The sequence below is a fragment of the Ruania rhizosphaerae genome (assembly GCF_009805705.1).
In the GTDB taxonomy this organism is placed as follows: Bacteria; Actinomycetota; Actinomycetes; order Actinomycetales; family Beutenbergiaceae; genus Ruania; species Ruania rhizosphaerae.
Window position 1 is genome coordinate 73,724 of the sequence record NZ_VSMB01000008.1, and the last position, 24,778, is coordinate 98,501.

22 protein-coding genes are annotated in these 24,778 nt (G+C 68.8%); 12 read left to right on the forward strand and 10 right to left on the reverse strand.

The genetic code is table 11. The features are described 5' to 3' along the window. The first annotated feature begins 26 nt into the window (after window positions 1–26). The 3 genes from pgsA (at window position 27) to FV560_RS12275 (ending at window position 1,683) form a co-directional block, all read left to right on the forward strand. Window positions 27–629: a CDP-diacylglycerol--glycerol-3-phosphate 3-phosphatidyltransferase gene (pgsA, locus tag FV560_RS12265; RefSeq protein ID WP_200837645.1), complete on the forward strand. Its 603-nt coding sequence runs from the start codon at window positions 27–29 to the stop codon at window positions 627–629. Beyond that, window positions 626–1,195, forward strand: a complete 570-nt coding sequence (locus tag FV560_RS12270) for a CinA family protein (RefSeq protein ID WP_159621830.1) — start codon at window positions 626–628, stop codon at window positions 1,193–1,195. The genes pgsA and FV560_RS12270 overlap by 4 nt, the downstream gene beginning before the upstream one ends. Before the next feature lie 170 nt (window positions 1,196–1,365). Then, entirely contained in the window at window positions 1,366–1,683 is a 318-nt protein-coding gene (locus tag FV560_RS12275; protein WP_159621831.1) for a helix-turn-helix domain-containing protein, read from the forward strand. A 90-nt stretch (window positions 1,684–1,773) separates the two neighbouring features. On the opposite strand, the gene FV560_RS12280 is transcribed toward FV560_RS12275, so the two are convergent. The 3 genes from FV560_RS12280 to FV560_RS12290 all read right to left on the reverse strand — a co-directional run bounded on the left by FV560_RS12280 (window position 1,774) and on the right by FV560_RS12290 (window position 9,349). Then, the gene (locus tag FV560_RS12280; protein WP_159621832.1) at window positions 1,774–2,553 is read right to left on the reverse strand and encodes a DNA-formamidopyrimidine glycosylase family protein; all 780 of its coding nucleotides are present in this window, start codon (window positions 2,551–2,553) and stop codon (window positions 1,774–1,776) included. 2 nt (window positions 2,554–2,555) lie between these two features. Continuing rightward, window positions 2,556–7,430 carry an Lhr family ATP-dependent helicase gene (locus FV560_RS12285; protein ID WP_159621946.1) on the reverse strand — a complete coding sequence of 1,625 codons (4,875 nt, stop codon included), beginning with the start codon at window positions 7,428–7,430 and terminating at the stop codon, window positions 2,556–2,558. A gap of 203 nt (window positions 7,431–7,633) precedes the next feature. Then, window positions 7,634–9,349, reverse strand: a complete 1,716-nt coding sequence (locus tag FV560_RS12290; RefSeq protein WP_159621833.1) for a DUF222 domain-containing protein — start codon at window positions 9,347–9,349, stop codon at window positions 7,634–7,636. A gap of 331 nt (window positions 9,350–9,680) precedes the next feature. Here FV560_RS12290 and FV560_RS12295 point away from each other — a divergent pair, with 331 nt between their 5' ends. Then, window positions 9,681–9,902, forward strand: coding sequence for a DUF3046 domain-containing protein (locus FV560_RS12295; RefSeq protein ID WP_200837646.1), 222 nt, complete (start codon window positions 9,681–9,683; stop codon window positions 9,900–9,902). Between the two features lie 224 nt (window positions 9,903–10,126). Here FV560_RS12295 and FV560_RS12300 read toward each other — a convergent pair whose 3' ends face one another. Together FV560_RS12300 and FV560_RS12305 are read right to left on the reverse strand one after the other, a co-directional pair. Then, window positions 10,127–11,368 (reverse strand): hypothetical protein, encoded by a 1,242-nt coding sequence (locus FV560_RS12300; protein ID WP_159621835.1) that lies wholly within the window; start codon window positions 11,366–11,368, stop codon window positions 10,127–10,129. Then, a complete protein-coding gene (locus FV560_RS12305; RefSeq protein WP_159621836.1) occupies window positions 11,368–11,697 on the reverse strand; it encodes a PadR family transcriptional regulator in 330 nt (109 codons plus the stop codon). The genes FV560_RS12300 and FV560_RS12305 overlap by 1 nt, the downstream gene beginning before the upstream one ends. Before the next feature lie 363 nt (window positions 11,698–12,060). Between FV560_RS12305 and recA the strand changes: the two genes are divergently transcribed. Both recA and FV560_RS12315 read left to right on the forward strand, forming a co-directional pair. Next, window positions 12,061–13,113 carry a recombinase RecA gene (gene recA, locus FV560_RS12310; RefSeq protein WP_159621837.1) on the forward strand — a complete coding sequence of 351 codons (1,053 nt, stop codon included), beginning with the start codon at window positions 12,061–12,063 and terminating at the stop codon, window positions 13,111–13,113. 161 nt (window positions 13,114–13,274) lie between these two features. Next, on the forward strand, window positions 13,275–13,820 hold the full coding sequence (locus FV560_RS12315) for a regulatory protein RecX (protein ID WP_200837647.1): 546 nt from the start codon (window positions 13,275–13,277) through the stop codon (window positions 13,818–13,820). 142 nt (window positions 13,821–13,962) lie between these two features. On the opposite strand, the gene FV560_RS12320 is transcribed toward FV560_RS12315, so the two are convergent. The 4 genes from FV560_RS12320 to FV560_RS12335 form a co-directional block, all read right to left on the reverse strand. Then, on the reverse strand, window positions 13,963–14,868 hold the full coding sequence (locus tag FV560_RS12320; protein ID WP_159621838.1) for an amino acid ABC transporter permease: 906 nt from the start codon (window positions 14,866–14,868) through the stop codon (window positions 13,963–13,965). Next, the gene (locus FV560_RS12325; protein ID WP_159621839.1) at window positions 14,865–15,539 is read right to left on the reverse strand and encodes an amino acid ABC transporter permease; all 675 of its coding nucleotides are present in this window, start codon (window positions 15,537–15,539) and stop codon (window positions 14,865–14,867) included. The genes FV560_RS12320 and FV560_RS12325 overlap by 4 nt, the downstream gene beginning before the upstream one ends. Window positions 15,540–15,637: 98 nt before the next feature. Beyond that, a complete protein-coding gene (locus FV560_RS12330; protein ID WP_159621840.1) occupies window positions 15,638–16,543 on the reverse strand; it encodes a glutamate ABC transporter substrate-binding protein in 906 nt (301 codons plus the stop codon). 57 nt (window positions 16,544–16,600) lie between these two features. After that, window positions 16,601–17,398 (reverse strand): amino acid ABC transporter ATP-binding protein, encoded by a 798-nt coding sequence (locus FV560_RS12335; protein WP_159621841.1) that lies wholly within the window; start codon window positions 17,396–17,398, stop codon window positions 16,601–16,603. A 179-nt stretch (window positions 17,399–17,577) separates the two neighbouring features. Here FV560_RS12335 and miaB point away from each other — a divergent pair, with 179 nt between their 5' ends. The 5 genes from miaB to dapF are packed head-to-tail and all read left to right on the forward strand — an operon-like array spanning window position 17,578 to window position 22,444. Beyond that, window positions 17,578–19,134, forward strand: coding sequence for a tRNA (N6-isopentenyl adenosine(37)-C2)-methylthiotransferase MiaB (gene miaB / locus FV560_RS12340; RefSeq protein ID WP_275401900.1), 1,557 nt, complete (start codon window positions 17,578–17,580; stop codon window positions 19,132–19,134). 30 nt (window positions 19,135–19,164) lie between these two features. Continuing rightward, window positions 19,165–20,022 carry an AraC family transcriptional regulator gene (locus tag FV560_RS12345; protein WP_159621842.1) on the forward strand — a complete coding sequence of 286 codons (858 nt, stop codon included), beginning with the start codon at window positions 19,165–19,167 and terminating at the stop codon, window positions 20,020–20,022. Between the two features lie 28 nt (window positions 20,023–20,050). Further along, window positions 20,051–20,575 (forward strand): VOC family protein, encoded by a 525-nt coding sequence (locus tag FV560_RS12350; RefSeq protein WP_159621843.1) that lies wholly within the window; start codon window positions 20,051–20,053, stop codon window positions 20,573–20,575. 25 nt (window positions 20,576–20,600) lie between these two features. Then, window positions 20,601–21,521, forward strand: coding sequence for a tRNA (adenosine(37)-N6)-dimethylallyltransferase MiaA (gene miaA / locus FV560_RS12355; protein ID WP_159621844.1), 921 nt, complete (start codon window positions 20,601–20,603; stop codon window positions 21,519–21,521). Further along, window positions 21,518–22,444 (forward strand): diaminopimelate epimerase, encoded by a 927-nt coding sequence (gene dapF / locus FV560_RS12360; protein ID WP_159621845.1) that lies wholly within the window; start codon window positions 21,518–21,520, stop codon window positions 22,442–22,444. The genes miaA and dapF overlap by 4 nt, the downstream gene beginning before the upstream one ends. Window positions 22,445–22,494: 50 nt before the next feature. On the opposite strand, the gene FV560_RS12365 is transcribed toward dapF, so the two are convergent. Further along, complete coding sequence (locus tag FV560_RS12365; RefSeq protein WP_159621846.1) at window positions 22,495–23,091, reverse strand: class I SAM-dependent methyltransferase; 597 nt, start codon at window positions 23,089–23,091, stop codon at window positions 22,495–22,497. Between the two features lie 124 nt (window positions 23,092–23,215). Between FV560_RS12365 and hflX the strand changes: the two genes are divergently transcribed. Continuing rightward, window positions 23,216–24,724 (forward strand): GTPase HflX, encoded by a 1,509-nt coding sequence (gene hflX / locus FV560_RS12370; protein ID WP_159621847.1) that lies wholly within the window; start codon window positions 23,216–23,218, stop codon window positions 24,722–24,724. Window positions 24,725–24,778: the final 54 nt, after the last annotated feature.

The window sequence follows — 24,778 nt, forward strand, 5'->3', positions numbered from 1 at the left end:
GCTGGTCCGTCCCCTACGCTGGGTGGGTGACGAGCACGCCAGAATCTGCCGCCCACCCGATCTCACCGGTGTGGAACCTGCCGAACGTCCTGACGATGCTGCGGATCGCGCTGGTCCCGGTATTCGTGGTGCTGCTGTGGCAGGACACGCCGGGGATGAGACTGGGAGCATTGGCGGTCTTCATCGTTGCCGCCATCACCGACAAGCTCGACGGATCGATCGCGCGCGCCCGCGGGATCGTCACGAACTTCGGCAAGATCGCCGACCCGTTCGCGGACAAGCTTCTCACCGGGTCGGCGTTCGTGGTGCTGTCGTTCCTCGGTGATATCCCGTGGTGGGTGACCATCGTGATCCTGGTGCGGGAGATCGGCATCACCGTGCTGCGGTTCGTCATGGTGCGCCGGTCGGTGATGGCAGCCTCCAACGGTGGCAAGCTCAAGACGGTGCTTCAGGTGGTGGCGATCTGCCTGCTGATCTTCCCGGCCCAGGCGCTGCTGGGTGATCCGTTCGGCACGATCGTTGTCGTCAGTGGTCTGATCGTGCTGTACGCGGCTGCTGCTGTCACGGTGGTGACCGGGCTGGACTACTGCTGGCGGGCGTGGCGGATCGCGGCAGACCAACGCACATGAGCGCACCGTCGGCCCCGTCGGCACAGTGGCGCGTGATCGACCACGCACGTGGGGCCGGTGTCAGTATCGCGGTCGCAGAGTCTTTGACCGCCGGTGCACTGACCTCCCGGCTCGCGGATGTGCCGGGAGCGTCGGCGGTGATGCGCGGTGGCGTGGTCGCGTACGCGACCGATCTCAAGGCGTCACTGTTGCAGGTGGATGCGGAGCTGCTGGATCGCTCCGGTCCCGTTGATCCGCGCGTTGCGGTGCAGATGGCCGACGGCGTCCGTCGCCTTCTCGGGGCGCGGCTCGGACTGGCCACGACGGGTGTCGCCGGACCCGGGCCCGCCGATGGGCACCCTGCTGGCACGCTCTACGTGGCCGCTGTTCTCGGCGTGAGACGGGGCGGGGCGGAAGGTGAGACGCGGATCGTGCAGGTTCGCGGGCACCGCCTGGCGGGGACACGTCCCGCGGTGCGGACCGCTGCGGTTGATCTTGCGCTCGCGGTTGCTGTGACGGTGCTCTCAGACGCGTATGTGCGTGCCGGCGGGGAACAGAACGAGACGACCTTGCGTTGGACAGGGTGATGATGCAGACCAGGAAGCCGAATCCGACCGTCCGGCCCACCCGGCGCGGTGGGACGCACCCGCCGGTGCACAGTACGCGTCCACGTCGTGGCGCACGTAACGCATCTGTGACCCCAGCGGGGTACGGTAAGACACCAACAAGCAGCGCTGAGCGAGAGGAGGGACACACCATGGTGGTTCTACGACGAGAGATCGGTGATGTCCTTCGGGGCGCCCGGCAGGGTCAGGGCAGGACGCTGCGTGAGGTTTCCTCCGCCGCGCGAGTATCGCTCGGCTACCTCTCCGAGGTGGAGCGTGGTCAGAAGGAAGCGTCCTCCGAGTTGCTGTCCTCGATCTGCTCAGCACTGAACATTCCGCTTGCGGTGGTGCTGCGTGAGGTCTCCGATCGCGTGGCGATCGCCGAGGGCGTCGCGATCCCGGACACCATCCCGCCGGACTTCGTCTACCAGGTCGGCCGCGACCGCGACGAGGACCTCGCCGTCGTCTGAGCAGTTCCAGTCTGAGCGGCTCCGGTCTGCGTGGTCATATCACCCCCGCGACTCTCGCCGAGCGCTATGTCAGGTCGTCTCGTAGGTCCGTCAGGCCGCCTGGCACGCCGGGCAGTGGTAGGCGGGCCGGTCGAACGGCGGCTCGCCGACCGAGGCGACCGCGATCAGGCCACCGCACCGCGGGCATGCCAGTCCGGCGCGGTCGTGCACGAACGTCGGTTGCTCGCGCAGACCGGTAGCCGTGAGCGTCGGGGCGTCCGCGGAGCGCCGCATCAGGGCCGCCGCCGTGGCGAAGACGGACTCCGGGTTCTCGACCTCGTTGGACGGGCGCCACGGGCTGATCCGGTGGCGCCAGAGTGTCTCCGCCAGGTAGATCGTCCCGATTCCGGCTGCCACGCGCTGGTCCAGCAGGACGGCGCCGATGCTGCGCCCTCCTTGGGTGCGGAGATTCGCTGCGGCGCGTGAGACGTCGGGTTCCTCGGCCATCAGGTTCGGGCCCAGGTGGCCCAGGAGGATCGGCTCGTCGCGGGTACGCAGCACGTCCATCATGCCGAGTTCCTCGCCGACGCACGTCCACCGCTGAGTAGCCAGCACGGCCCGCACGAGCGGTCGGCCGAGCCGTTCCGGCGGCGTGGTGGTATGCCGGATACGCCAGCGACCTTCCATGCGCAGATGGGTGTGCAGAGTGTGTCCGTTGTCCAGACGGGTCAGCAGGTGCTTGCCGTAGCAGGCGGTGCCGAGGCTGGTGTGACCAGTCAGTTCAGCGTCGGACACCCCCGGCCACCGCAGCTCCACCCGCACCAGCGGCAGATCAGCCAGCGCGGCGGTCAAACGCCGCGCTACTCGCAGGAGGACATCTCCTTCGGGCACGCCTACCTCCGCCGGATCCGGAGCCCGCCTGGGGTGGCGAGGAAGCCGGCGTCGAGCAACTCTGCGGCGGTCGGCGTGGACGAGCCGAGGGCAGGCGCGCCGTCGATCTTCGTGACGGTGAACCTGCCGAGCACTCCCGACTCTGCCATGCGCACCAATTCTGCTGCGGCAGCCTCCAGCCGTGCCGGATCGGTGGTGAAGCTCAGCACCGACCGTGCCCCGCGTTCGAGGTAGAGCACCGCCTCGCCCTGGCACAAGATGACGCTGGCCCCGACCTTCCGGCCCGGCCGGTGGGCCGTGCCGTCGCTCGAGAGGGCTACTGGATCCGGCCACGCCAGTGCCGCACCGTAGGGATTCGCCGGATCGGTGGCTGCCAGCAGCAGAGCCTCACCTGCTCCGCTGTCACTGGTGCCTCGGAGTCGTTCCACCGCTTCCGGCAGTGCGAACTGGGCAGCTCCCAACCCCTCGACGAAGTAGCCGCGCCGAACCTGACCGCTCTCCTCGAGCGCTGCCAGCGCACGGTAGGCGGTACCGAATCCACCAGGAACCGCCAGTGACGCACTGCCCCGTGTCACGATTCCGTCCCGGTCCAGCAGCGCCACGGCGGCGATCGTCGTGCGACGTGAGGTGTCGGCACGGTCGGCTACCGACGACCAGCGCCCCACGGCTGTCTCGGGAACCGGTGGCCCCGACCGCATCCCGCGTAGGGGACGGCCACGTGGTCTGGCCCGGCGAGTCGTTGCCGATCCTGGGCGAGGGCGTGCGCCGAGCCGCGCCCGCAAGGGGGCGAGGCTGTCGTTGGTGACGGTGCCGGCCCAGACGCAGTCCCACAGGGCGGATAGGATCTCGTCGCTGGACGGCGGATCCTGCGACCACGAGTCGCGTACGGCCACCACGAGGTCGCGAAAGAACAGGCCGCCTCCGCGTCCGAGCACGTGCTGCACTGCGTGGTGCACAGGTGTTGCCAGGGTGAGCTCCGCCGTCGGTGCCAGATCGGGGGCGGAGTCAGCCGGCACCAGCGCCACCTGCCCGTCGTTGCCGGGACCGGAGCCCGCGCCCACCCACACCACCTCACCGGATGTCGTCAGCTCGTCGAGCATCTCCGGTGCATAGTCGCGCACGCGTGCCGGCAGCACGAGTGACTCCCATGCGGAGGCGGCCACCGGGGTGCCTGCGAGCTGATCGATGGCGGTGAGCACACCATCGACGCCGCGTAGCGAGCGCACCTGGTGCCACCGGGGCAGGAACAGGCCCAGCCGTGCAGGAGGCACGGCCTCGACCTCGGCGCGCAGGGCGGCCAGCGACCGGCGCCGGATCCGCCGGAGGACGTCGACATCGCAGTAGTCCGGTCCGGGCATGGCCCGGGTCGCTGCCGTGTGGGACTCCGGGGGGCGGAGCGTGCCACTGGTCAGCGCACCGTCGCGCACCAGGGCGGTGAGGGTGGCGGTCAGCGCCCCGGGCCCGAGTCCGAGCCATGCCGCGAGTTCGCCGGTCCGGAACGGTCCGTGCGACCGCGCGAACCGGCGCACCAGATCCTCCAGTGCTCGCGGGACGGGGGCGGTCAGTGCCTCGGGTAGCCCGGCTGGGAGAGCGACACCGAGGGCGTCGCGCACCCGGCCGGCGTCTTCGACGACGATCCATCGGGTCTCACTCGCCACCCGGACCGGCAGGACCCGGCGATCGCCCTGCAGTGTGGACAGCCAGCTCGTCAGCTCGTGTGGCTGCGCAGATCGCGCGCGCAGATCGGTCTCGGTCACCGGGCCGAGCCGGCGGATCAGATCGAGCAGCGCCTCGTCGTCACGCGCACGAGTGCTCTCGGTCCGCCAGCTGACCTCCTCCTCCACTGACCGCAATGCGGCCGGATCGAGGAGATCGGCGATCTCAGCGCCGTCACCGAGCAGATCTGACAGCAACGACGCATCGAGAGTGAGGGCCGCGGCCCGTCGTTCGGCCAGCGGTGTGTCCTCGCCGTAGAGGAACTGTGCGACGTAGCCGAACAGCAGCGACTGCGCGAACGGTGAGGGCGTGGGGGTGCTGACCTCCACCACCTGAACGTCGCGGCCACGGATGCTGCGCATCAGGTCCGTCAGAGCCGCCACGTCGTAGTCGTCCTGGAGGCATTCGCGTACGGCTTCCAGCACGACCGGGAAGTCCGGGTGGTCAACCGCCACGGACAGCAACTGGGCACTGCGTTGACGCTGCTGCCACAGCGGCTGGCGCCGATCGGGGCGTCGGGCGGGCAACAGGAGCGATCGGGCGGCAGCTTCCCGGAACCGGGCCGCGAAGTGGGCGCTCCCTGAGAGTGCAGCCAGTGCATCGGAGGCAATCTGGTCGGGGTCCAGCAGCAGGTCGTCGAGGCTGACATCGGCGGGAGAGCTGCCCCCGGGTGGGTGAAGGCCGTCGACGATGCGCGTGCCTGCGGTGCCCGTGACCGGGCCGAACGGATCGCTGGTCGTGCTGGGGGCTTCGCCACTCAGCGACCAGGTCGCATCGGTGTCGGGCAGGCGCAGCACGATCCCGTCGTCGGCGTGCATGGCAGCCACATCCATTCCGAACCGCTCCCGCAGGCGGGCGGTCAGGATCAACGCCCAGGGAGCGTGTACTTCGGCGCCGTAGGGGGAGTGGATGACCACGCGCCAATCACCGAGCTCGTCCCGGAACTTCTCCACGACGATCGACCGGTCGGTGCTCAACCGCCCGGTGGCCTGCTCCTGGTCGCGTAGGTAGGCCAGGAGGTTCTCCTGTGCCCAGTCGTCCAGGCCCCAGCCCTCGACGGCGGTCGCTGCCATCCCGCTCTCAGCCACCTCGCGCATCATGGCACCGATGGCACGACCGAGTTCGGCGGGCCTGCCGGGCCGGTCCCCCTTCCAGAAGGGGAGACGCCCGGGCAGGCCGGGCGCTGGGGAGACCAGCACGCGGTCCGGTGTGATGTCCTCGATGCGCCACGTGCTGGAGCCGAGGGTGAACGTGTCACCCACACGTGACTCGTAGACCATCTCCTCGTCGAGCTCACCGACCCGCTTGCCGCCTCGCGCGGTCGCCTCCTCGCCGACGACGTACACGCCGTAGAGCCCGCGGTCCGGGATCGTGCCGCCACTCGTGGCGGCCAGCAGCAGTGTTCCGGGACGTCCGGTGAGGGTGCCGGCCACCCGGTCCCACGTCAGGCGTGGGCGCAGATCAGCGAACTCCTCGCTCGGGTAGCGGCCGGCGAGCATGTCGAGCACCGCTGTGAGGACGCGATCGGTGAGATGGGAGAACGGCGCCGAGCGCCGGACCACGGCAGCGAGCTCGTCGACGGCCCACGTCTCCTGGGCGCACATCGCGACGATCTGCTGGGCGAGCACGTCCAACGGGTTGGCAGGTGGGTGCACCGCCTCGATGGCACCTGCGTTCGCTCTGACGGCGGTCGTGGCCGCGGCGAGCAGGTCACCGCGGTGCGTGGGTAGCACCACGCCGTGGGAAAGAGCACCGACCTGGTGACCTGCACGCCCGATCCGCTGCAGCGCGCTGGCGACCGATGGCGGAGCACCGACCTGGACGACGAGGTCGACGGCTCCCATGTCGATACCCAGCTCGAGGGAGCTGGTGGCGATGACCGCAGGCAGGGTGCCGTTCTTGAGGGCTGTCTCGGTAGCCGTGCGTTCGTCGCGGCTCATCGAGCCGTGGTGCGGGCGGGCGATGATGGCTTCTGCGGGAAGGGTCTCGGGCCGGGGGAGGGCCGTGCCCGACTGGGCCGGTACCTCGGCCGCCCATGCTGATCCTTCGTCCAGGTCCGAGCCCAGACCGAGACGCTCGGCGTAGTGCTCGTTGATGCGTGCTGCGAGCCTCTCAGCCCCTCGTCGGGAGTTGGTGAACACGATGGTCGACGAGTGTGAGGTGATGAGGTCGACGACCCGCTCGGTCACGTGCGGCCAGATCGAGCTGCCCCTGGCGGTCTTGCCCTCTGGCACCAGACCCGCGGCGTCGCCGCTGAGGTCCGGGCCATGCGCCTGCTCGATCGCTGGCTTGGTCGCTTGGCGGGGCACGTGCCCGGTCGCTTGGTTGGCCGTTGGTCCTGTCGTGCTGAGATCGGCGAGGTCCGGCACCGGGACGACGACGTCGATCCGCAGCTCCTTGTCGACATGCGGCTGAACGATACGAACGGAGCGGCCGCCGTCGTCGGTCTGACGTGTGCCGGCCACGTAGGAGGCCACGGTCTCGGCTGGACGCACGGTCGCCGAGAGCCCGATCCGTTGGGCCGGTCGCTCCAGGAGCGCGTCGAGACGCTCCAAGGACAGGGCCAGGTGCGCACCGCGCTTGTTCCCCGCGAGTGCGTGTACCTCGTCGACGATGACCGCCTCTACCCCGCGCAGTCCCTCGCGGGCGGAGGAGGTCAGCATCAGGAACAGCGACTCGGGGGTCGTGATGCAGATGTCCGGCGGGCGGCTCGCGAAGGCTCGGCGCTCGGCGGCAGGTGTGTCCCCGGTGCGCAGCCCTACCTGCACATCGTTGACCGGTGACCCCTGCGCGGTCGCTGCCTGCGTGATCCCGACCAACGGAGAGCGCAGGTTCCGCTCGACGTCGGTGGCAAGTGCCTTCAGCGGGGAGACATAGAGGACGCGGCATCGTCGTGCCCGATCGGCCGGCTGAGTGCCGGTCAGGAGCTGGTCCAGCGCCCACAGGAATGCAGCCAGCGTCTTGCCTGAACCGGTCGGTGCGATCACGAGGGCGTGCTCTCCGGAGGCGATCGCGTCCCAGGCTCCAGCCTGAGCTTGGGTGGGCCGCTCGAACGCCCCCGTGAACCACGAGCGGGTCGGCGCGCTGAACTCGGCGAGCGGTTCGCTCGTCTGACTGGTTGCGGACGCGCCTGAGTCGGGGGTCGGGGACACGATCCTCATTGTGCCGCCCTGGTCGGACATACCGGCCTCACTCCCTGTCCAGTTCGCTTCACTGCACTCGGCTTCGCTTGACCATCGCTCGGTGCCGGTGCCGGTGCCGGTGCCGGTGCCGGTGCCGGTGCCGGTGGCATCCTTGTGCTCAGCGTTCGCCGGATCCACCGGTCCGCTCGTCGGAGCTACTGTCACCTCGCCGGATCCACCCGTCAGAAGGGTGGGTTGTCGTCGTCCGATGCGTGCGAGTCGCTCCGCTTCTCGTGGTGTCGTCGGTGGTTGCGTGCAGGTGTGAGGTCGGTGGTGGTGCCGTCGCGTTCTCGTCGGTAGCGGTGGCCGGTGGGGGTGGCCCATTCGAAGATGCCGGGTTCGGGTTGGGTGAGGGTGAAGTGACCGTGGGTTTTGATCAGGTGGTCACGGGTGCACAGGGCGCCGAGGTTGGCGTCGCTGGTGTGGCCGCCATGGTTGTAGGCGGTGGTGTGGTCGAGTTGAGCCTCGCTGGCAGGGTGGGTGCACCCGGGGCGCACGCAGGTACGGTCACGGGCACGGATCCGGTCAGCCATGGCGGTCGGTGGTGTGTAGCGGGTGGTGCCGATATCGACCGGGGAACCTGTGAGGGGGTCGGTGACCAGGCGCCGCCAGATCCCACCGGCCGCCAGGGCGCGGGCGGTGGCCGGGTCGATCGGGCCGTACCCTTCGAGCACGGGCACCTGACCGACCGGGATCGGTGTCCCGGGATCCGTGGCGCCCTCGGGTGGGCGTCCGGTGGCCCCCTCGTGCGGGGTTCCGGTGGTGCGCTCGGGCCGGTGGCTGGTGCTATTGCCGCACCGGGGATCAGCTCTGACCTCGACAGGTTCGGGCACGAGCTGTTCCAGGCTCATCGTGACGTGAACACTGGGCCGGTGCCCGTTGCGAGTCGCCACCGGCCACCGTGCGTTCGGCCCACTCTGCTCGGCAGGCGGCGTGGGTGCGGTGGGCGTGTCGAGGGCACCGGTTTCGAGGGCACCGCTCTCAAGGGCACCCGTCTCGAGCGCGCCTGTGGCCAGGGCGTGGTGGCCGAGACTGGTCAGGGCGTCGAACCGCAGCTGTTCCAGAGTGCGGGCATCCCCACTGGCTTTCGCAGCCCGGGCGGCGCCGTCCAATGCCAGGTCCAGGGCGAGCACGTCCCCAACGGGACCTTCCACCCGCACCGAAGCCACGCCGTCGGGGTGGGCACGAGGGCGACTCACGCGCCGCTCGTGGCGGCGCCGCTCGGCACGTGCGTGAGCCTCGTCCGGGTCGACCGCAATCAACGCGGCGGCGACGTCGGCACGTACCTGCGCCGGGGTTCGATCCGGGGCACGCTCGATCACCTCGTCCTCGACGGCGAGGGCGATCTGCCAGGGCACGTGCTCCACCCCGTCGGCGATCGCGACCGCACGGGCCAGATCGATCGCCCCGGCCGCGAGCGCCTCCTCGGTCCGGGTCAGGTAGGTCGACAACTGGTGCCCACGCCGGACCAGGTCGTGCCCCTGACGCTTGCTGCACCGCAACCGCAGTGCCAGGCAGTCGCCGGCCACCCCGGCCGGGCCAGTGGTGTGCTCGGCCAGCACCTGTGGATTCATCGGCTCCCGCGCCGTCAGCGTGGCTGCGGCCCGCAGCTGGATCTGCTGCGCCCGCGAGGCCACCCGCTGCGCCGCAGCCGCGACCTCCACCAGGGCGCCCTCATCCAGTTCCTCCAGGTCCAGGCCTTCCAGGTCGGCCAGCAACCCGGCGCTGCCGGCCTGGGCGTGCAACCGGTCCTCCCACGGAGTCTCGTGAGCAACCAGGGTCGCCAGCATGCCCGCCTCGATACCCGAGAGCTCCTCGTCGGACCGTCCCAACTCGTGCAGCAGGCGCTCCCGGGTCTCCTGCGACCCGGGAACTTCTTCCCATCGCACGTCGAACATGCGTTCCATTCTAGTGGGTCGGGCGCCACGCGGCAACACCTCGCCGGGGAGAGGTGGGAGCAGCACCCGGCCTGTGTTTCCGGGCTCACCACCAGGACGAGCTGACCTGCCGGATCCCCCATGGTGAGCGCGATCCGCAGCGCTGCGGGAGCGACCCTCGTCGCCTCCGCTGTGCCGCTCCCGCTCGATCTCTGCCATGACCAGCATGGTGTCACCAGGGTCTGACATCGCTCGCTCCCGCGGTATCGAGCTGTCGAGTTGTCGGGTGCAACGCGAGCCCTGGGGCTGCGGGACGTCCCGGTCCGCCCGGTCGGCGACGTAGGCTGGAATGGTGAAGCACTCCGAGTTTCAGGTCGCGATGCGGGACACCTTCGGTGCCTACGCCTCATCGCTCGCTGAGGATCTGGTCCTTGCACCGCTCGGCAGCAGGACGGCGAACCAGGCACTGGCGGACGGGGAGTCTCCGCGAGCCGTCTGGGCGGCGATCTGCGAGGTGAACGAACTGCCGGAATCGGTGCGGTGGCATCATCGGCGCGCCGAGCAGAAGCGTTAGGACACGGCCGTCGGTCGCGTTGAGTCGAACTCGTCCTGGTGCCGCCTGTGGCTGCACCGGGGCATTGTCCAGAGGGTTCGGTCGGCATGGCCGGGACTGTCGGCACAACGTCTGCGACCGGCACGGGGTCGCGGAGGAAGCCGGCGGCGATGACCCCTCCCGTCATCGCCGCCGGCGGTCTGGAACCGATGCGAGGTGACGGCTCGCAACGGTAGGTATGCCAACTAGTCGTTCTCTTCGGGAGAGGCGTCTTCGGGTGCGGACTCCTCCGTGGCGGAATCATCGGCCGAGGACTCGTCGGAGCCCGTCTCCTCCGATTCCTCCGATTGGGCCGTGTCGGCGTCAGCTGGCTCCTCGGGACCTCCATGTGTCTCGGGTAGGGGGAACAGCGATGGCGCCGGCCACTGAGGTTCTCGTACCGCCTCGGAGTCCCAGGTCCAGCCGCCGTCCTGCTCCGGGATCAACTCGGCAGGGGAGAGGGTGCGGTAGGGGAAGGCGTTGAGCGGAGCGTCGCCCTCCAGCGCAGCGAGCGGGACGCCTGATCCCGGAATGCCGACGCCGTCGTTGTCCCACGTCCTCCAGTCGCCGCCCTCAGGCTGCAGGATGAGCGGGTTGCCGTCCTGGTCGACGATCTGCGCCCCCTCGATGGGCTGGCCATCGGGGCCGTAGACGAAGAGATTGTCGGCGCGAGTGCCATCGAAGTAGACGCCGTCTGTGGGTGTGGGAGGCGGTGCAGCGTTCAGCCCGTCGGCGAACCCGGCGTCATACGAGGCGACAGTGTTTGACCGGTTGGGATTCTCAGCGAACGCGAGATAGTTGCTCGCGATTGGAAGGGCCGCGATGAGCGAGAGCGCACTGACGAGGTGACCGATGGTGCGTGCGCCACGTCCTTGACCAAACGCTCCTCGTCCCCACTGGATACTGGTGAGGGTGACGGCAAGGAAGACCAGCCAGGCGACGGCGTTCTGGGGGAGCAGTGCCCAATTCTGCGCCACCAGTAGCTGAAGGATCTGGTACAGCAACCACCCTCGCACCAACCACCATGCCGGACGTAGATCACGCACGACGGGTGTGATCGCCGTCAGGACTCTGTGCCTGGCGACGAAAGCTGACCAGCGCTCGCCGACTCCCCGTGCGGCCTCGGACAGTACCTGACCGAGGGTGCGGCGTCCCGTGGGCACCGATGCCGGCGGTGCGATCCCAGCGGCGTCGCGCATCTCGGCGGCGTAGTCCCCGGGGTCGCCGAAGCGCCGGGCGAGGTCGGTGAGAGTGAGGCGGTCGAGCTCGGCCTGCGGCAGCCGGTCTGCGAGGGAATCGTTCAGATCCGCCTCGAGGCCACCGGTGAGCTCGTCGAGCGTCTCGGGCTGGAGATCGCTCAGGTGGTGCCGGACAGCGCCGGCGTAGGCGGCGACGGCGTGCGCGGCGCCGGTCGTGTCGGTGGTGGTCGTGTCGGTGGTGGTGGACATCAGGACGCCTCCGCCAGGTCGAGCAGTTCGGTCATGGTGCGTTCGAACTCTCGCCACTGTTTGGTCTGGAGTTCGAGTGAGGCCCGTCCTTGGGCCGTGATTCCGTAGTACTTGCGGTGCGGCCCCTCCTCCGAGGGGACCACGTAGCTGGTGAGAGCGCCAGCGGCGTAGAGCCGGCGGAGCGTGCCGTAGACCGAAGCGTCACCGACCTCGGTGAGCCCGCTGCCCCGCAGGCGTCGCAGGACGTCGTAGCCGTAGCCGTCTTCGCGGGAGACGACGGCGAGGACGGCGACATCGAGCACCCCCCGTAGTAGTTGAGTCGTATCCATCCCTTCCCCTTTCGCGGTGGTACCTCGTGACGCCCGGGTTGGTCGGTGCGCACCACGCACACTATAGCGGTTCGCGTAGTACCGCACGTTGCGCAGATGGCGTGTCGACCATCCGGGTGAGGGAGATCTCCGGCGTGTCGGGTGTGCCATCCCTTGATCGAACAGCCGTTCGTATACTCTGTTCACAGGCGCATGGACGATGGCGCGCCGTCCACAGCCAGTGGCCGGCCGGTATCGGATGTCGGTGGTCGGACATAGCCTGCGTCCAGGTAGCCGTCCGGAGAGGGCGGGCCCTGACGAGACCAGTCCTAGCCGTAGACGAGGCGGGTTCTCCCGCCACCAGAGACACAAGAAGGTGAAGAGATGGCTGCACCAGTCGCAGACCGCACCAAGGCTCTTGAAGCCGCCCTCGGACAGATCGACCGTGCCTACGGCAAGGGGTCGGTGATGCGCCTCGGCGATGACTCACGTCCGCCGGTCGAGGTGATCCCCACCGGCTCGATCGCGCTCGACGTCGCCCTCGGTGTCGGCGGGCTGCCGCGTGGGCGGATCATCGAGGTCTATGGCCCGGAGTCCTCCGGTAAAACGACCGTGGCTCTGCACGCGGTGGCGAACGCTCAGAAGAACGGCGGGATCGCTGCCTTCATCGATGCTGAGCACGCCCTCGACCCCGAGTACGCCAAGAAGCTCGGCGTGGACACCGACGCGCTACTCGTCTCCCAGCCGGACACGGGCGAGCAGGCGCTGGAGATCATGGACATGCTGATCCGCTCCGGTGCGCTGGACATCGTCGTGATCGACTCCGTGGCGGCGCTCGTGCCGAAGGCGGAGATCGAGGGCGAGATGGGCGACAGTCACGTCGGCCTGCAGGCCCGGCTGATGTCGCAGGCCCTGCGCAAGATCACCGGTGCGTTGAGTGCCTCCGGCACCACGGCGATCTTCATCAACCAACTCCGAGAGAAGATCGGTGTCTTCTTCGGATCGCCGGAAACCACCACCGGCGGTAAGGCGCTCAAGTTCTACTCCTCGGTGCGCATCGACGTGCGCCGGATCGAGACCCTCAAGGAGGGCACCGACTCGGTCGGCAACCGCACCCGCGCCAAGGTCGTGAAGAACAAGATGGCGCCGCCGTTCAAGCAGGCTGAGTTCGACATCATCTATGGCGTGGGGATCTCCCGCGAGGGCAGCCTCATCGACCTCGGCGTGGAGCATGGCATCGTGCGCAAGTCCGGTGCCTGGTACACCTACGAGGGCGATCAGCTCGGGCAGGGCAAGGAGAACTCTCGCCGCTTCCTGAAGGACAACCCCGAGCTCGCAGTCGAGATCGAGCAGAAGATCAAGACCAAGCTCGGGATCGGGGTCAAGCTGGAGGCCGTCACGGAAGACACAGACGCAGCTGAGGCCGTCGACTTCTGATCGAGGCACATGCTGACCGCATCAGGTCGCCGTCGGGGTCCCAGTCGTGAACCCCGACGGCGGCCGGCGCCCGTCCCGGTTGTCCCGGTCGCGTGGGTGTGGCAGCACGTAGGTCCGTCGTAGCAGCGTGGTCTGCGAGTTGAACCAGGGGAGTGGTCGAAGTGAGAACCGCCCGACGGCGTCCCGTGCGCGGGCAGGAACCGCCCGACCAAGGCGCCGCCGCCCAGGATGCAGAACCTGATCCCGAGGGTGTGGCGCGCACGATCGCGCTGCGTAAGTTGAACGCTGCACCTCAGTCGCGTGCGCAGCTGGCTGAGGCGATGGCAGCCAAGGACGTCCCCGACGAGGTGGCCGAGAAGGTGCTAGACCGGTTCACCGAGGTCGGGCTCGTTGATGACGCCGCCTACGCCGAGATGTTCGTGCGTAGCCGCCACGGGGACCGCGGACTCGCCCGGCGGGCTCTCGCCCAGGAGCTCGAGCGCAAGGGCATCGACCGTGAGACTGCCCAGACGGCGCTGGAAGCGATCCAGCCCGAGGACGAGCGCGAGCGCGCTCGCGAACTGGTGCGGCGGAAGGCTCGCAGCACCGCCGGACTCGACCCGCAGAAGCGTCGGCGCCGGCTGGTGAACATGCTGGCTCGGAAGGGGTACGGACCAGGCGTGGCACTCGGGGTCGTGGACGAGGTGCTACGCCATGACGATGAGTAATCCGGCGCCCACTCGTTCCCGGAGACGCCCTGAACGACGATTCGTTGCCGCGTCGACGGTGCCCGTACGTCCGGACGGATGCTGTCGTGGCCCAGTCCGCGGTGCGTTGCCGTGCCTGCGTACGCGGCGCGCCTAGTTGGCGTCAGTTTCCTCCGGTCTCGTCCCGCGTGTCCGCGGTACCGGCCAAGCCGGTCGTGATCCCGACCCGAGGTGCTGGCTTCCCGGAGCCACTAGAACGGCCTCCGAACCGTCGAGCCAGCCGGCCCGCCGCCCACGAGAGCAGGAAATTGATCACGATGAACAGCACCGCCGCCACGGCCATGGCCTGCAGGATGGGGAACGGTGCGTCCGAACCGACCAGGCGCGCAGATCGCAGCAGTTCAGGATAGGTAATGATGTACCCGAGCGCTGTGTCCTTGAGAATCACCACGAACTGGCTGATCAGCGAGGGCAACATGGCGATGAGCGCCTGGGGGAGCTCGACCGATCGCAGTGATTGGCCTCGCGTCATCCCGATGGCGAGTGACGCCTCTCGCTGCCCCTTCGGCAGTCCGTGGACGCCCGAACGTACGAGTTCGGCGATGACTGAGCCGTTGTAGAGCGTCAAACCCGCAACAACCCCGAACAGGGGTGCGTCTTCTGGCGGGATGTTCAGTAGGAGAGCAGCGGAGAACCAGCCTGCGATCATCATGATGAGCACCGGCACGGCACGGAAGAACTCCACGACGAGTCCGCAGAATCCCCGGATCACGGAGTTGGACGCCAGTCGGCCCACACCGAAGAGGAGCCCGAACACCATCGCCAGCACGATCGCGTACGCCGCGGCTGTCAGGGTGTTCTGCAGCCCAGGGAGGAAGTAGAACTGCCACGTCTCCGGGTCGACCATCACTGCCCACTTGGCGGGGTCGAACTGCCCCTTCGAGCCCATCTGAACCAGGGCCCAGGCGAGCACACCGAGCACGATGACCGTGCCCACGATGTTGCCGATGGCAATGTTCCGGCGGCCTTTCGGCCCTGGGGTGTCGAAAAGAACTGCCTGGGCGCTCATCGGGAGACCGCCAATCGTCGAGAGAGATAGGTCGTCAGCACGCCGACCGGCACGACGATGATCACGAACCCGACTGCGATGGTCAGGAATATGGGAACCACGAAGTTGGCGTCGTTCTCGACCATTTCGCGCATGAGCACCGAGATCTCCGGAACCGAGGCTGCCGCTGCGACCGTGCTGTTCTTGATCAACGCAATCAACGTGTTCCCGAGCGGTGCGATTGCCCCGCGGAAGGCTTGTGGAAGGATCACCAGGCGTGCGGCGGGAAGAAATGCCAGGCCTATCGCCCGGGCTGCTTCCGCCTGTCCGACCGGCACGGTGTTCACTCCGGAGCGAATCGACTCACACACGAACGACGCGTGATACACGGCCAGCGCGATCACGGCCAGCCGAAAGAAGTTCGTGGCGAAGTCGTCTGCCAAAGTGAGGCCCAGTTGCGGCCAGAGCACCAGGATCATCGATGCCATGATGATGGTCAACGGCATGTTCCGGACGACGTTGACATAGGTCGTGCCGGCCCAGCGCAGCGACGTCACCGGTGAGATGCGCATCATCGCCAGTGCCGTCCCGAGCACCAGGGCAAGGACCGCCGCGAACGCGGTGAGCTTCAGATTCACCCAGTATGCACCGGCGATGTCATAGCCACTCAACGTGTCGAGAAACTCACTCACGAGCACCACCTCTCCTCTTGACCGGGCCGCGTGCTGTGCGCGGCAGAACAGGACCGGGGGTGGGGCCTGTCGCAGGTCCCACCCCCGGCTCACTCACGTCAGGATGCGCAGCCGCGCATCTCCGGTGGGTTCAGGTCGGCGTTCGGCGTGTAGCCGGTGCCATCGGTGTTCGCGGTGACGGCCGCCTCCCAGGCACCATCGTCGATCATGGCCTGAATGGCGGTGTTGATGTCCTCGCAGAGGTCCGAGCCCTCGGGGAGCCCGACGCCGTAGTTCTCCTCCGAGAATGGCGCGCCGACGACCTGAAGGCTTCCGCTGCCCTCAGCGGCCGCCAGTCCCGCCAGGATGATGTCGTCGGTTGTCACGGCATCGACCTGGCCTCCGGTGAGGAACTGGATGCACTCGGAGTACCCGGGTTGCTCGATGAGGTTCGCGCCGGCCGCGTACTCGTCCTTGACTCGCTGGGCCGAGGTGGAGCCTGAGACAGAGCACAGGTTCAGGTCGTCCAACGCTTCCGGGCCGGTGATGGTCCCAGCGTCTTCGGACCGGATCAGCAGATCCTGCCCCGCGACGAAGTACGGGCCGGCGAAGTCGACAGCTTCGTCCCGCTCATCGGTGATCGAGTACGTGGCGAAGATCATGTCCACCTGGCCGTTCTGCAGCATCGTCTCGCGTTGGGCTGACGGCGCCTCGACGAATTCGATCTGATCGGCACTGTAGCCGAGCTGCTCGGTGACGTAGAGGGCGACATCGACGTCGAAGCCGGTGTAGTCACCACCGTCTTGAAAGCCCAGGCCCGGCTGGTCGAACTTGATGCCGATCCTCAGGGTCTCCATATCACCGGAGTCGCCACCCTCGTCGCCTGCGTCCTCGCCGTCGTCGGTCATCTCCTCACCGGCGTCGGCGTCGGTCTCCTCTGCGCCGGGCTCGGCTGTGCTACAGGCGGCGAGCGTCAATGCCCCGACGGCGGCGAACGCCGCCAGCGCTACGCGCGTGCTCTTCATCATGTCTCCTTCTGGTTGTGCGAGTTCTGCTCGGTCGAATAGTCCGGCGGGTCTGGTCTAGTGGGAGAGAATCTTCCCGAGGAAGTCCTGGGCACGATGGCTCTGTGGATCGGTGAAGAACTTCTCGGGTTCGGCCTCCTCGACGATCTGGCCGTCCGCCATGAACACCACGCGGTCGGCAGCCTTGCGGGCGAAGCCCATCTCATGCGTGACGACCACCATCGTCATGCCTTCCTTGGCAAGGGCGACCATGGTGTCGAGCACCTCGTTCACCATCTCCGGGTCGAGCGCCGAAGTCGGCTCGTCGAACAGGAGCACCTTCGGCTGCATCGCCAGCGCCCGGGCGATCGCCACCCGCTGCTGCTGACCGCCGGAGAGCTGCGCCGGGAGCTTGTCGGCCTGGTTGGCCACCCCCACGCGCTCCAGCAACTCCATCGCCCGCTGTTTCGCCGCAGCTGTCTTCATCCGCTTGACCTTGATCGGCCCGAGCGTCACGTTCTCCAGGATCGTCTTGTGCGCGAACAGGTTGAATGCCTGGAACACCATTCCCACGTCCGCCCGCAGGCGCGCCAGTGCCTTCCCCTCAGCGGGCAGCGGCTGCCCGTCGAGCGTGATCGTGCCCGAGTCGATCGGTTCCAGCCGGTTGATCGCCCGGCACAGAGTCGACTTTCCGGAGCCGGACGGCCCGATCACCACCACCACCTCGCCGCGATGCACGGTCAGGTTGATGTCCTGCAGCACGTGCAGCTCCCCGAAGTGCTTGTTGACCTCGGAGAGCACCACGAGCGGTTCGCCGGAGTGGCTCGGGACACGTTCGCCGTCCGGTGTGACGGAGGTCACGAAACTGTCAGTCATAGACGCAACCTAACCCCTAAGTGTGACGCGGGCGAGGCACATCGGTCACAGAACGGAAACGATCCGTTCGGCGGCAGACGGCCTCGGCTGGGTTCGGGGCCGCTTCGTCTCACTGTCGGCAGCTGCGAGTTCCCGGGGCCACCCCGTAGAACCGGGGCCAACCCGTAGAATCAGTACGCGTGAGCACCCTCGACCGCCCCCGCACCTATCTGGTGCGCACGCTCGGCTGCCAGATGAACGTGCACGACTCCGAGCGCATGGCCGGGCTGCTCGAGGATTCGGGTTACACCCCGGCGACCACGCGCGGCGCCGGTTCGCTGATGGCGCAGGCAGAAGGCGCCGACGTCGTCGTCATCAACACCTGCGCCGTCCGTGAGAATGCCTCAGACCGCCTCTACGGCAACCTCGGGCAGCTCGCAAGCCTGAAGAAGACTAACCCCGACCTGCAGATCGCCGTCGGCGGATGCCTGGCCCAGCAGGACCAAGGGGGCATCGTCGATCGCGCCCCGTGGGTGGATGTGGTCTTCGGAACTCACAACATCGACGTGCTGCCCGCCATGCTCGAGCGTGCCCGGCACAACCAGACTGCGCAGGTCGAGTTGGAGGAGTCGCTGAAGACATTCCCCTCCACCCTGCCCACCAAGCGGGAGAGTGCCTACGCTGCCTGGGTCTCGATCTCCGTCGGCTGCAACAACACGTGCACCTTCTGCATCGTGCCGCACCTTCGGGGCAAGGAACGCGACCGCCGGCCCGGAGAGGTGCTCGCCGAAGTCGAGGCGGTCGTGGCACAGGGAGCCATCGAGGTCACCCTGCTGGGCCAGAACGTCAACTCCTACGGGGTGGGTTTCGGCGATCGGGGGGCGTTCGCCAAGCTGCTGCGAGCCACGGGCCGGATCGAGGGTCTGGAGCGGGTGCGCTTCACCTCCCCGCACCCAGCCGCCTTCACCGACGACGTCATCGACGCCATGGCCGACACCCCGAACGTGATGCCGCAACTGCACATGCCGCTGCAGTCCGGCTCGGACCAGGTACTGCGCGCGATGCGCCGCTCCTACCGCAGCGCGAAGTTCCTCGGAATCCTCGACCGGGTCCGCGAGCAGATCCCGCACGCCGCGATCACCACTGACATCATCGTCGGCTTCCCCGGCGAGACCGAGGAGGACTTCCAGGCCACGCTCGACGTCGTCGAGGCCTCCCGCTTCGCCAGTGCCTTCACCTTCCAGTATTCCCCGCGCCCGGGTACCCCCGCCGCCGACCTGCCCGATCAGGTTCCCCCGGATGTCGTGGCCGAGCGGTACGCCCGCCTGGCAGCGCTGCAGGAACGCATCTCCGAGGAGGAGAATGCGGCGCAGATCGACCGCACTCTGGACGTGCTCATCGCCGAGAGCGAGGGCCGCAAGGACACTGCCACCCAGCGCGTGACTGGTCGCGCCGAGGACAACCGGCTCGTTCATGTCGGTCTCCCCGCGCACATGGCCAACCTCCCCGAGATGGAGCGGCCGCGCCCCGGCGACATGGTCACCGCCACTATCACCCGCTCCGCGCCTCACCACCTGATCGCCGACTCCGGGCTGGCCGGGGGCACCTTCGAGGTTCGCCGCACCCGCGCCGGGGATGCGTGGCAGGCACGGAAGGAGGGCGGGCACTCCCACGCCGCGCCTGGAACCCCCGACGGCGGAGCACCGTCCGGCGGGCCCGTCACCCTGGGTATGCCCTCGCTGCGGCCCACCCAATAGTGCCGTCGAACCGAACCTCCTGGGCTCGCCATGGCTGATCCTTCCCCACCGCTGACCCGCGGGGTCCTGCCGGACTCGGCCCGTCGCCCTGGCGTGCACGTCACGCGCCATACCGCCGCCGACGACGTCACGGACCTGGTCAGGCACGTCTGGGTGCCGCGGTGGGCGCTGCCACCGGGGGAGCGGGTGCGGCAGGAGATCCTGCAGTACCCCGGAGGAAACGTGGCTGTCCTCGCCGACGAGGCAGCCTTCTACGGCGTGGACGCGGGCCTCGGCACCCGCGAACTCACCGGCACCGGCTGGGCGGTCGGGGTGCTGCTGCGCCCAGCCGCCGCCTTCCTGATGCTGCGCCGGCCGCTGAACGAGATCGCAGACGCGACCATCACCGACCTCCCGGGCGAGTTCACCACCCTCTGCGCTCGGGTTCGTGCACATATGAGCCGCCCGACGCCGGAGGAGACTTCCGCAGCCCGGCATCTGCAGGCGTGGGTGCGGCAGGTGTGCGGGCCGGTCGATGACGACGGGATCCTGGCGAACGCGATCGTCGACACCGTGGACCCACCGCACGGCCCGGCGTCCGGTGGTCGCCGGGACGGTGTGCAGACCGTCCGGGAGCTTGCGGACGCCGTCGGGATCTCCGAACGGCACCTCCAGCGCATTTGCCGCACCCGCATCGGCCTGAGCCCGAAGTGGCTGCTCCAACGCCGCCGCCTGCAGGAAGCGGCGGATCGACTCTCCGGAGGTCCGGCCGAGCACATCGAGCTGGCAGCCTTGGCCGTCGAGCTCGGCTACGGCGATCAGGCGCACTTCACCCGGGACTTCACGCGCGTGGTCGGTCGACCACCCGGACGGTTTCGCGCGGACGTGGCGGATTCCGACAAGACCTGACGCCCCGTCGCCCGGGATCGTGGCAGCTATGACGCATGTGAACCCCATCCCCGCCGGCTACACGTCCCTCACTCCGTTCTTCGTCGTTTCCGATGGTGCCGGAGCGATCTCCTTCTACACCTCCGTCTTCGGTGCCGAGCTGGTCTCGCGCACGGACGCTCCCGACGGGACCGTCGCGCACGCCGAGCTCGACTTCGGTCACGGGCGCCTGCAACTCGGCGATGCCAATCCCGCGTTCGGGTTGGTGGCGCCGGTGAGGTCCGGCACGGCCGACACAGCTGACACAACTGACACAGCCGACACAGTCGACACGGCTGACACTGTGACCCACTCGATCTGTCTGTACTGCCCCGACGTGGACGACGTCGTCGACAGGGCGGTGGCTGCGGGTGCGACCCTGCGCGAGCCGGTGAGCACGTTCGTGACCGGGGATCGATTCGGCTCGGTACTGGACCCGTTCGGCCAGCGGTGGGCGATCATGACGCGCGTCGAGGACGTCTCCGACGAGGAAGCACAGCGCCGGGTGGACGAATGGATGGCGACGCAGGGGTGAGGCGCCCTCGGTAGGCTCGTGCCCCATGGTCGAACGCGCACATCCCCCGGTGATCGCCGTCGTCGGGCCCACCGCCACCGGCAAGTCGGACCTCGCGCTCGATCTCGCCGATCGGCTTGGTGGCACATCCGGGGCAGAGATCGTGAACGCCGACGCGATGCAGCTCTACCGCGGGATGGACATCGGCACCGCCAAACTGGGTCCGCATGAGCGCCGCGGTATCACCCACCACCAGCTCGACATGCTGGAGGTGACCGAGGAAGCCAGCGTCGCCACCTACCAACAGCAGGCGCGGGCCGATGTGACTGCCATCCACGAACGCGGCCGGGCGGCGATCGTGGTGGGCGGATCTGGGCTCTACGTGCGAGCGCTGCTGGACCGGATCGACTTCCCCGGCACCGATCCGGCCGTCCGCGCCGCCTGGGAGCGTCGCGCAGCCGAGGAGGGCCCGGGGGCGCTGCACGGCGAGCTCACCCGGCAGGACCCGGAGGCCGCACGCAGGATCGACAGCGCCAACACCCGCCGCATCGTGCGCGCCCTGGAGGTCATCGAGATCACCGGGCGACCGTTCTCGGCGAACCTGCCCGACCACACCTATGAGATCCCCGCCGTCCAGATCGGCCTCGACCTGCCCACCGGCGAGCTCGACCGGCGCATCGGCACCCGCGCCCGGCGGATGTTCGCCGAGGGGCTCGCGGCCGAGACCGAGCTGCTGCTCGCCGAGGGGCTCGAGGACGGCCGCACCGCCTCCCGTGCCGTCGGCTATGCCCAGGCGATCGCGTGGATCCGGGGGGAGTGCAGCGAGGCCGAGGCGATCGAGAGCACCGCGCTGGCCACCCGGCAGCTCGCCCGCCGACAGCGCAAGTGGTTCCGCCGTGACCCGCGGGTGACCTGGCTCACCCCGGGGGACGATCTGCTGGACCGGGCACGTACGCTGATCGGGTGAACGCAGCGGATCTGCCCACTTTCGTCAAGGGCCACGGTACGGGCAACGACTTCCTCCTCTTCGCCGACCCCGACGGCGTGTCGGAACTGACCGCCGACACCATCGCCGCGGTGTCCGACCGGCACACCGGATTCGGCGCCGATGGCGTCATCCGCGCCGTGCGCACCAGCGCCCCCGGCGTCCCGGTGGGCATCGCCGGCGCCGAAGCTGAGTGGTTCATGGACTACCGCAACGCCGACGGCTCGGTCGCGGAGATGTGCGGGAACGGCATTCGCGTGTTCACCGCCTTCCTGCGCCACGAGAGCCTGCTCGACCTGCCCGACGGCGGATCCACCGCGATCGCGACCCGCGCGGGTGTGCTGCAGGTTCGGCGAGAAGGTGAGGAGTACGCCGTCGACATGGGGGTCTGGTCGGCCCCCGGCGGACCGGACGCACTCGCCGAGGGCTTCGATGTCAGTGTGGTGGTTCCGGGCCTGACCGAGCAACGCCCTGGCCTTCGGCTCGACCTTCCCAACCCCCACACGGTCGTCGCGGTGGAATCGGCGGATGAGCTCGACGAGCTGGACCTGCACCGGGCGCCGGGCGTGGACCCCTCGCCCACGCACGGCACGAATGTGGAGTTCGTCCTCCCGCTCGGGGAGCAGGAGGTCGACGAGGTGAATCGTGACGGTCAGGTGACCGGCACGGTCACCATGGGTGTGGTCCGGATGCGGGTGCACGAACGTGGTGTGGGGGAGACGCTCTCGTGTGGCACCGGTGCCTGCGCTGCGGCGCTCGCGGTGCGCTCCTGGTTCGGGGACGGCGCCCCTGATGAGTGGCAGGTGCAGGTTCCTGGTGGCACGCTGCGCGTGCGAGCCCTGGCCGAGCAGCATGTCGAGCTCGCCGGACCGGCACAGCTGGTGGGCCGCGTCACGCCGCTGTAGTCGATCCCGGGAGGGCAGTCTCGCGCACAGGTAGACAGACGTGCGCGGGCTCAGGCGCCCTGCACCTGCAGCACCCGGAATCCCTTCGAGCTGGCGATCCGCTCGACCGGCAGCCCCAGCTCGGCACCGATCCACCGCTGCAGCGAGTCCGAGCCGAGGTTCTTGGCCACCACCAGGTGCGCCAGCGCCCCCGGCCGCAACCGGGGCAGCCAGGTCCGTAGCAACCGGTGCAGGGCCGGCTTTCCGATCCGAATCGGCGGATTCGACCACAACGCATCCAGCCGCAGGTCGGGCTTGGCCGCCAGCAGCTCCTCCGGCTGCCAGGCCTCGATGTGGTGGCCGGCACCATTGAGCCGGGTGAGCTCCAACGCCCGGTCGTTGACGTCGACGGCGAGCACGCGCGCGGCCGGGCTGGCCTGGGCCAGCGCGAGCGCGACTGGTCCCCAGCCGCATCCCAGGTCCAGCAGGATGCCCGACGGCGGAGGGTCGCCGACCGTCTCCAGCAGCACCGTGGTACCGGGGTCGAGCCGGTCGGCCGAGAACACCCCGGAGTCCACCTGCACCTGCACCTGGGTGCCCCGGATCGTGACGGTGAGCGTGCGCCGTCGGCCCGGGCCCTCGGGTGAGGTGAAGTAGTGGCTGTTCACGAGCGCCCACCCTACCCACCGGGCCGATGGCTGGGCGGCGCGCGTGTGCTCTGGGTGAAATCCCTTGGATCAGGCGGCGGCAGGTGGGATCGTAGATCATCACATTGCCGCTCGAGAGGACACCATGACCGCACCTTCCGCCCGTACGACGCCGCACCCGGACGCCTCCACCGAGGACCGCGCGCAGGACGTCGTCGCCCGGATCCTGGCGAGGGCGGGAACGGCCATCCAGGCCTCCGGTGATCAGCACAGCACTCACGACGGTGACCAGCTCGATCTCGATGAGCGTGCCGCGCTGCGCCGTGTGGCCGGGCTCTCCACCGAACTCGAGGACGTCACCGAGGTCGAGTACCGGCAGCTGCGTCTGGAGCGGGTCGTGCTCGTGGGTCTGTGGACGCGCGGGAGCGCCGAGAATGCGGAAGTCTCGCTCCGGGAGTTGGCAGCGCTGGCCGAGACCGCCGGTTCGGAGGTGCTTGACGGGTTGCTGCAGCGCCGCTCCGCGCCCGATCCGGGGACCTACATCGGCTCCGGTAAGGCCGCCGAACTGGCCGATGTGGTCAAGCGCACGGGTGCCGATACCGTGATCGTCGACTCCGAGTTGGCGCCTTCGCAGCGCCGCGCACTCGAGGACGTGATCAAGGTCAAGGTGATCGACCGGACGGCTCTGATCCTCGACATCTTCGCCCAGCACGCCAAGTCCCGCGAAGGTAAGGCGCAGGTGGAGCTCGCCCAGCTCGAGTACCTGCTGCCCCGTCTGCGTGGCTGGGGTGAGTCGATGTCACGGCAAGCCGGTGGCCGGGCTGCCGGTGGTGAGGGCATCGGCTCGCGCGGGCCCGGTGAGACCAAGATCGAGCTGGACCGGCGTCGCATCCGGACCCGGATGGCGAGGCTGCGACGGCAGATCGCGGGGATGGCGCCAGGGCGTGCCGCACGCCGCAGTTCGCGCCGCACCGGCGCGGTGCCGTCGGTGGCGATCGCCGGGTACACCAACGCCGGGAAGTCGTCCCTGCTGAACCGGCTCACGGGGGCCGGAGTGCTGGTGCAGAACGCGCTCTTCGCGACCCTGGACCCCACGGTCCGTCGCGCCGAGACTACCGACGGACGCCTCTACACGCTGGCCGATACGGTCGGATTCGTCCGCAACCTGCCCACGCAGTTGGTCGAGGCATTCCGTTCCACCCTGGAGGAGGTGGGGGAGTCCGACGTCATCCTGCACGTCGTGGACGCCTCTCACCCCGATCCGGAGGGGCAGCTCACTGCAGTCCGGGACGTACTCCGCGACATCGAGGGCGTCAAGGACATCCCCGAGATCGTCGCCCTGAACAAGGCAGATCTCGCCGAGCCGGAGACTCTCGCGCGCCTGCGCACCCGGGAGCCCGGAGCGATCGCCGTCTCTGCCAAGACCGGCGCGGGAGTGGCCGAGCTGCAGGCGAAGATCGCCGAACTGCTTCCTCGCCCGGCCGCGGAGGTCGACCTCGTGGTGCCCTACTCCCGAGGTGACTTGCTTCACCGCGCCCACACCGCGGGCGAAGTGATCTCCACCGAGCACCTCGCCGAGGGCACGCGCCTCGTTGCCCGCGTCGACCAGGCGCTGGCAGTCGAACTCGATGCGGCGGCCCGCGCCGCCTCCTGAGGCGTTTCCACACCACGGCCGGTCGTTGTCGGCGGACAGCGTCGGTCCACGCTA

Bases quoted from the DNA above. Each gene is read 5' to 3' on its own strand.
- FV560_RS12345 (WP_159621842.1), top strand. From the start codon at position 19,165: ATGGCTGATCCTTCCCCACCGCTGACCCGCGGGGTCCTGCCGGACTCG.
- FV560_RS12285 (WP_159621946.1), bottom strand. From the start codon at position 7,430: ATGAGGATCGTGTCCCCGACCCCCGACTCAGGCGCGTCCGCAACCAGT.
- FV560_RS12275 (WP_159621831.1), top strand. From the start codon at position 1,366: ATGGTGGTTCTACGACGAGAGATCGGTGATGTCCTTCGGGGCGCCCGG.
- recA (WP_159621837.1), top strand. From the start codon at position 12,061: ATGGCTGCACCAGTCGCAGACCGCACCAAGGCTCTTGAAGCCGCCCTC.
- FV560_RS12300 (WP_159621835.1), bottom strand. From the start codon at position 11,368: ATGTCCACCACCACCGACACGACCACCACCGACACGACCGGCGCCGCG.
- FV560_RS12305 (WP_159621836.1), bottom strand. From the start codon at position 11,697: ATGGATACGACTCAACTACTACGGGGGGTGCTCGATGTCGCCGTCCTC.
- FV560_RS12350 (WP_159621843.1), top strand. From the start codon at position 20,051: ATGACGCATGTGAACCCCATCCCCGCCGGCTACACGTCCCTCACTCCG.
- FV560_RS12270 (WP_159621830.1), top strand. From the start codon at position 626: ATGAGCGCACCGTCGGCCCCGTCGGCACAGTGGCGCGTGATCGACCAC.
- miaA (WP_159621844.1), top strand. From the start codon at position 20,601: ATGGTCGAACGCGCACATCCCCCGGTGATCGCCGTCGTCGGGCCCACC.
- FV560_RS12320 (WP_159621838.1), bottom strand. From the start codon at position 14,868: ATGAGCGCCCAGGCAGTTCTTTTCGACACCCCAGGGCCGAAAGGCCGC.
- hflX (WP_159621847.1), top strand. From the start codon at position 23,216: ATGACCGCACCTTCCGCCCGTACGACGCCGCACCCGGACGCCTCCACC.
- FV560_RS12290 (WP_159621833.1), bottom strand. From the start codon at position 9,349: ATGTTCGACGTGCGATGGGAAGAAGTTCCCGGGTCGCAGGAGACCCGG.
- FV560_RS12335 (WP_159621841.1), bottom strand. From the start codon at position 17,398: ATGACTGACAGTTTCGTGACCTCCGTCACACCGGACGGCGAACGTGTC.
- FV560_RS12330 (WP_159621840.1), bottom strand. From the start codon at position 16,543: ATGAAGAGCACGCGCGTAGCGCTGGCGGCGTTCGCCGCCGTCGGGGCA.